The sequence below is a fragment of the Falsiporphyromonas endometrii genome, from assembly GCF_042654485.1.
Taxonomy (GTDB): Bacteria; Bacteroidota; Bacteroidia; order Bacteroidales; family Porphyromonadaceae; genus Porphyromonas; species Porphyromonas endometrii.
This window is the reverse complement of record NZ_JBHSGO010000017.1, coordinates 1-6,504: the sequence shown is the minus strand read 5'-3', so window position 1 is coordinate 6,504 and position 6,504 is coordinate 1. Positions and strand designations below refer to the sequence as shown.

General features: G+C 34.4%; 4 protein-coding genes. All 4 read left to right on the top strand.

Features of this window, described 5'->3' with window-relative positions:
• The first annotated feature begins 1,043 nt into the window (after positions 1-1,043).
• The 4 genes from ACFO3G_RS01055 (at position 1,044) to ACFO3G_RS01040 (ending at position 5,100) form a co-directional block, all read left to right on the top strand.
• Entirely contained in the window at positions 1,044-1,595 is a 552-nt protein-coding gene (locus ACFO3G_RS01055) for a helix-turn-helix domain-containing protein (RefSeq protein ID WP_380077162.1), read from the top strand.
• A gap of 1,450 nt (positions 1,596-3,045) precedes the next feature.
• Complete coding sequence (locus ACFO3G_RS01050; protein ID WP_380077160.1) at positions 3,046-4,179, top strand: DEAD/DEAH box helicase; 1,134 nt, start codon at positions 3,046-3,048, stop codon at positions 4,177-4,179.
• A 23-nt stretch (positions 4,180-4,202) separates the two neighbouring features.
• The gene (locus ACFO3G_RS01045) at positions 4,203-4,646 is read left to right on the top strand and encodes a cold-shock protein (protein ID WP_380077158.1); all 444 of its coding nucleotides are present in this window, start codon (positions 4,203-4,205) and stop codon (positions 4,644-4,646) included.
• Between the two features lie 163 nt (positions 4,647-4,809).
• Positions 4,810-5,100, top strand: a complete 291-nt coding sequence (locus ACFO3G_RS01040) for an RNA recognition motif domain-containing protein (protein ID WP_380077156.1) — start codon at positions 4,810-4,812, stop codon at positions 5,098-5,100.
• The last annotated feature ends 1,404 nt before the right edge of the window (positions 5,101-6,504 follow it).

Here is a 6,504-nt window from a genome sequence, read left to right as displayed (position 1 = left end):
AAAATTTTAGAAGACTGACGATTGATTATGAGTTTCATGCCGCTACTGCAGAGGCTATGGTTCAACTTGCTTTCTGCAAAATATTGCTTAATAAATTCTCTGAATAATTTTTAAACAGCTTCTGATAATCCTAGTTGAATCTACTGACTAAAATTTTTCATTCCCTTATCAAAAGCTTTGTCAATTATAATTGAAAGTCAATTCAACCAAATTTGTGACATATCACTTGATTTCCATATTTGTATTGAGATTTATATGTATTGAAGTGAGGTGGGGGAGTCAAAAAGAATAGGGGAGAGCTGATTCTTCTATTTTAAATTTATAATCAAAAACCCCTCTAGAGCTATCTATCCCTTTATTCATCGATGTTAGGGCAATTTTATGATTCGGTAAACACAAAATAGCTCCAATATTTATCACATTCATGCATCATGATCTTAATTTGATTTGTATTTAAGAATTATGGCTTTTTAGGAGAAACACAGTCTTGTCAGTTTGTCATGAATATATAATCATGTACTATTCAGTTTATATAAGTGTATGTTTAGAGTCGATTTGCATAAATGATTATGTATTAGTTGGCTAAAGATATGACCTTCCATTTATATAAATGGCTTTTAGATAAGTGTCATAAATATAAGTGACATGGGTATCTATGTTTATGAATACATATATATCAATCGCTTTATGCATAGATATTTATATATGATTAAAACACTATATACCAGTTAGTTATAAGGAATATTCTAAAGATAAGAATTAGATTTTATTCATCAATAGCCACAATACAGTCAGTGTCCAGTGGTTAATGTCCATACTATAATGATATATCTATTTAATAACCAATTATATATAGTAGTTAATCTATAATATTACATAGGTGTAATTTAGAAGTATGATTAGTTTTATCAGCTTTAAAGTATGATTATGAATTCAATATTATAAAACATATTTGTGTGATGTATTTGTATATACGATTTGCTGTTATCGATTCGTATTTATAACTTTGTATTCACAAACAAGAATTCATAGTAATGACAGATATGACAAACGATTTTTATATTGATACCGATTCTGTTCGGTTTCGCATCAAAGAGATTCTTTCCATTACTGGAAGTACTGCTGCAGCTTTTGCTGATCGTTGTCAAATTCCACGTACAACAATTTCTAATATTCTTAATGATAAGACGAAAGCCACTCTAGATGTGCTAAATAAGATTGTTAAGGCTTGTCCGGATATTTCCAGTATGTGGATATACTTTGGTTATGGTGATAAGGAGAATCAGTCTGTCGATTCACAGTTGCCTCTGTCTTCTGATATGCAATCTTCTTTAGATGGTCAGAATAATCTCTTATTTGATACCTTCCCTAATTCAGAATCATCTACTAATGATTATTCTAAAGATTCTATGCAAATGAATTATGTATCACCATCTGCACCAACAGCTATCTCTTCTTGTGAACCATCTCCCTGCACTCTATCAGCAGTGTCTATTCCTCCGGTATCTAAAAAGGTTGAGAAGATTATGGTTTTCTACTCTGATAAGAGCTACGAAACGTTCTTTCCTGCAAATGATGAAAGTAATACCAATTAACGATACACCTTTATTCTATTACCATTATAGTCTTATATCATATTTCTATTGGCTCTTCTTTTAAGTCTTTATTGTAGAGCTTTCTCTGTATCCTAATAAAGGTCGTCTGTTTTTATTGCCTCTATTTAGGGTTAATGGGCCATTGATATCTTGTCAATCCTTTTGTTGATGGCATATGTAAGAGATTTATTGTTATTCTATTATTTTTTCAATCTAGAGTTAATTAATAATATTATATACTTTATCGCTATTATTGATTAGCTTTTATGATTACATGACAAATATTAATACAATTATTCTTATACATTATTATAGATATATTTATAATTACTAAAAGAGTAGATTGCTCTTCTGTAATTGGTTTCATAAGTTGCTTGTATTTCCTCTACCCCATTCTTGGGTAACTTGTTATAGTTTTATTGTTTGAGTAAAATATCATTAGAAGATATAGCTAAAGATCACTTGAGTTAATATATACATGTGATATCTTTATGATTGGTCTTGTCGTTGTTGGAGGAGGCATATTCCTGTTGAAAGACAACAATTAGATTCTTCAATGAAAAGATTCTCCTGATCTTGTTCGTATAAGTGAGACTCATTTATCTGCTGTAGAGATTTTTAAAGTGCTAGGTGTGGAGTGTCAGATCAAGATTAGCTAAAAAGGGTGTACTTTACCACCTTTTGGATACAACCTTTAGATAAGGAATTACGAATATGATTATCATGTCGTTTCATTTCTATATCTCCACTTTTGCTTGAGTGATTCTATGAACTATTGAGAAGTGTAGCTGTTTCATTTGACATATCGAAATATAGTCTCAATATGCCATCGATATCGAAGTATTATATAATCTCTATTACTCATGTAAGTCGAACATGATCAATCAATATAACTTAATCCGGAAGTATGCATAGTCCAATCATTCATGCTAATTTCTAACAGGTAGGAGCATTTAATATCACGGGGTACAAATACAATTGTATTATTATCGGACTTAAACTCTCTCTGTATCATCATTATTTATGGCATATACACTTACAAATAATTTGTTAACCAGCTTTAATGACTACTATTATTTCTATTTCTATCAATTTAATGAAAGGTTATTTGATAGAATTGTTGTTTGTTCGGAACATTTGATTACTTTTGTCGCAATAAGAGCGTTAGTTTTGTAGTTTCAGTTCTTCACAGTGCTATTTATCTTCTAATCCATGTAGAAGTGATAGTCATCGTAAAAATCGACCTCAAAATATAGTTTCTTAAAGTGTTTGTCTCAGATAATAGGCAAGCAGGATTTGAGGTTCCAGATTTCCTTTTAAGTGTTTCCCCTCATTTCTTAAGTAGTTATCCTTCGGAATATCTCTGAAGTGTGCGTATTTTGCCAACTTCTTTGCCGATATTCTGTCGTATTAGTTGAAATAGCCAAGTAAATTGGCTTAAAATTTATTTATGACATTTAAAGATTTAAGTATTTCTGAGCCTATTTTGAAGGCTCTTCAATTGAAAAAATATGACAGTGCAACTGCCATTCAGTCCAAGTCTATCCCTATTGCATTAAAAGGTAATGACATTATGGGTATTGCTTGTACAGGGACTGGTAAGACAGCGGCTTTTGCACTTCCTATTATTCAGCAAATTTTATCGTTAACCATTAAAGGTTCTCAAAGATCTCCTCTTGCTTTAGTTTTGGCTCCTACCCGGGAGTTAGCTATTCAGATAGAAGAGAGTATTCGAGACTATACCCAATTTACCAACATTAAGTCATGCGCCATATTTGGAGGCGTTAATCAGCATCAACAAGTGAGACAATTTTCTAAAGGTATTGATATCCTTGTTGCGACACCCGGACGATTGCTAGATTTGATTTCACAAGATCTGGTTTCCTTAGATACTGTAAAGTATTTCGTATTGGATGAAGCTGATCGCATGTTGGATATGGGATTTATTCATGATATCAAACACATTCTTTCTTTTTTACCTCAACAGAGACAAACTATGCTTTTCTCAGCTACTATGCCTAGTAGCATTAATAAGTTGTCTAAAGCTTTGTTGCGTAATCCTGTTAGGGTTGAAACTACTCCCGAATCTTCTGTAGTTGAAAGTATTTGCCAGCAATTGTATTTTGTCGAAAAAGCAGAAAAGGTAGATTTGCTTATGCAGGTACTTGGAACAGATCAATCCAATACAACTTTGGTTTTTGCTCGTACCAAATATGGTGCAGATAAGATTGCCAGAAAACTCAACAAAAGAGGAATCAAGTGTGATGCCATACATGGTAATAAGAGTCAAAATGCTCGTCAAAAGGCTTTAACCAACTTCAAGACGCATCGTACACGCGTAATTATTGCTACAGATATAGCTGCAAGAGGTATTGATATTTCTGATTTGCAAACAGTTATCAATTTTGACATGCCGGATGCAGCTGAAACATATGTGCATCGCATTGGTCGTACCGGTAGAGCGGGTTGTAGTGGTACCGCTCTTTCATTTTGTACGCAAGCCGAATCGAAGATTGTACGAGACATTCAAAAATTGACTGGTAGAAAGCTGCAACGCATGCAATCATCTGTATCTTTTAAGTAATAACACAATATTAAGGAGTAATAATGGCCATTTCATATAAGAAAAGAGAGATAGAAAAGAAAAAAGCACAAAAGAAGAAAGAAAAGCTTCGTCGTCGTGAAGAGCGTAAGGCTGAAGCACCGGATTCTTTTGCTGAAATGATTGCATATGTTGATGCAAACGGTAATATCTGTGATACGCCTCCTGAGCCAGATGAGGTAGAAAAGATAGAGTTGGAGGATATTCAGATATCTATCCCTAAGAAAGAGGTATCTGAAGATGAAAGACCTAGGGGAATTGTCAAGTTTTTTGATGACAAAAAGGGTATCGGATTCATTAGTCAAAGCGATTCGCCGAATGATATCTTCTTTCATTGTAGCAATGCTCCTAAGAGTATCAAACAGGGCGATGAAGTCAATTTTGACATTGAATCAGGTCCACGAGGTCTCAATGCAGTATGCATCGAATATTGTAATACAGTCGAATAAAACAATAAATATAACACTGCTTAGTTTTTATCAAGGTCTTTGTAGAAGCAATCATTGTTTCATCTCAAATAAAAAGAAGAATCAATAGAGATCCCTATTAAGCCCAAGAAAAGGATAATGCAGAATCAAATAAAACTAATACATTTATTATAAATTTTTTTCAATGAACATTTTCGTTTCAAACATCAACTATCGTACTCTCGAGGAGAGTCTGTTGGATCTTTTCGCTGCTTTCGGCGAAGTTTCTTCTGCTCGTATTATTACAGATCGTGAAACCGGTCGCTCACGCGGTTTTGGTTTTGTAGAGATGGAAAACGATGCTGAAGCTCAGAGTGCTATCAATGAACTTGATGGCAAAGAATTTGAAGGCAAAGAGCTACGAGTGAGTGTTGCCCGTCCCAGAGAACCGCGCAACAACTTTAGTCGTGGTGGTCGTAGACAAGACCGATATTAAGTTTTGCATGGAGTCTCATTAAAGGATATGGATAATTTGTTAGACAAAGTTATGTCTTAAACGACCTATATTCATTCTACGATAAATAATCTTAGAATTAACTACGTACTTTAATGTACTGAGCTGATTGTATAGATGGTTTATTGAGGCATCAAGGGGGCTGTGTCTTTTGGGATACAGCCCTTTGTTTATCTAATTCAGAGTATTTTGAATGGCTTTCGGCTTCCTATTTGAAGAGTATTCCCTAGTCCTTTTTTGGAGTGATTGAAAAGACTGTAGAATTTCAAATAAGAGATCAGTGCAATAATAAATTATTATGGTGCTAAGACCGGAGAAACTTCAAGAGTCCTGAGTCTCTTTGTCAGCCCCATCCCTTGGCAATGATGTCTCAAGGAATCAGAGAGAGGCCGTAGCAAGCATAAATATGGAGTCGTGCACATGGGGTCGATATCCTAAGGAATTCTCCTTCATTGGTGTTGTTCACGGAGCTAAACTATTGCACAAAGGAATTTGCTTATTTATAGTTTTGGTATTCGGTTTCGGACATGAAGGAACTCTCCCTTTGGCCTCAGTGCCTTGCATCTCATCCTTTTCTTAAGTCACCAAATTTGCTCATATATTTGTAAGAATGGCACTTTGTACAACATAATTGGTATAACCTTTCGTATCTTCCCTTGTGACGCCTTCCTCTTAGGGGACAGCCTTTTCGTTCTATTTTTTGGCCATTCGAGAAGATAGAGGCAATATCTCTCATACAGATCCTTGTAAACAGTCTCAATAATGACTTCTGAATGTTTTTGCCGAGGCGTAGCTTGCGACTCTTTGCTCGAAGAGAGGAGTAGCTAGAATTAATCTTCTGATGTATCGTCTATCAATTGAAACCCTTCACATACTATAACTGTTCATCCTTTTTCTAAAAATGATATCTATTAAAGACTTAGATTAGCATCTGCAGGATTTGATGCCTTGTGAGATAATCAAGTCAAGTTTCTTATCTCTTAAGCTGAAAGAACGGCTGTCCTGCAAAAACTAAGTACAATANTTTCCACCTCTTTTTAGCATTATATAGCCTTTGCTGTTTCTATGCTAAAAGCATCGCAATAAAGATCAAGGTGGTTTCTTGAGAGTGCTATACAAGAAAATAATGTTGTTCTTGTGACATCTCTTAGTCTATAACGAATTATGCCTTCAGAACATTAGGGATAGAACGTTGGGGTATCTAAACAATTAAGTGTTGCCAATTTATGGGGATTTCTATAGTTCAGAACAAACAAATTGGTAGTATCCCTAAAAGTGTGTAATTGAAGTTTATCTTTGAGTCAAAATTAATCATTTCATTCAATTGTTTTTCTCATCCGTCAGGCGGACATGAAAAACACCGGGGGGATTGGCGTCCGCCCGGGG

Bases quoted from the DNA above. Each gene is read 5' to 3' on its own strand.
- ACFO3G_RS01045 (WP_380077158.1), top strand. From the start codon at position 4,203: ATGGCCATTTCATATAAGAAAAGAGAGATAGAAAAGAAAAAAGCACAA.
- ACFO3G_RS01055 (WP_380077162.1), top strand. From the start codon at position 1,044: ATGACAAACGATTTTTATATTGATACCGATTCTGTTCGGTTTCGCATC.
- ACFO3G_RS01050 (WP_380077160.1), top strand. From the start codon at position 3,046: ATGACATTTAAAGATTTAAGTATTTCTGAGCCTATTTTGAAGGCTCTT.
- ACFO3G_RS01040 (WP_380077156.1), top strand. From the start codon at position 4,810: ATGAACATTTTCGTTTCAAACATCAACTATCGTACTCTCGAGGAGAGT.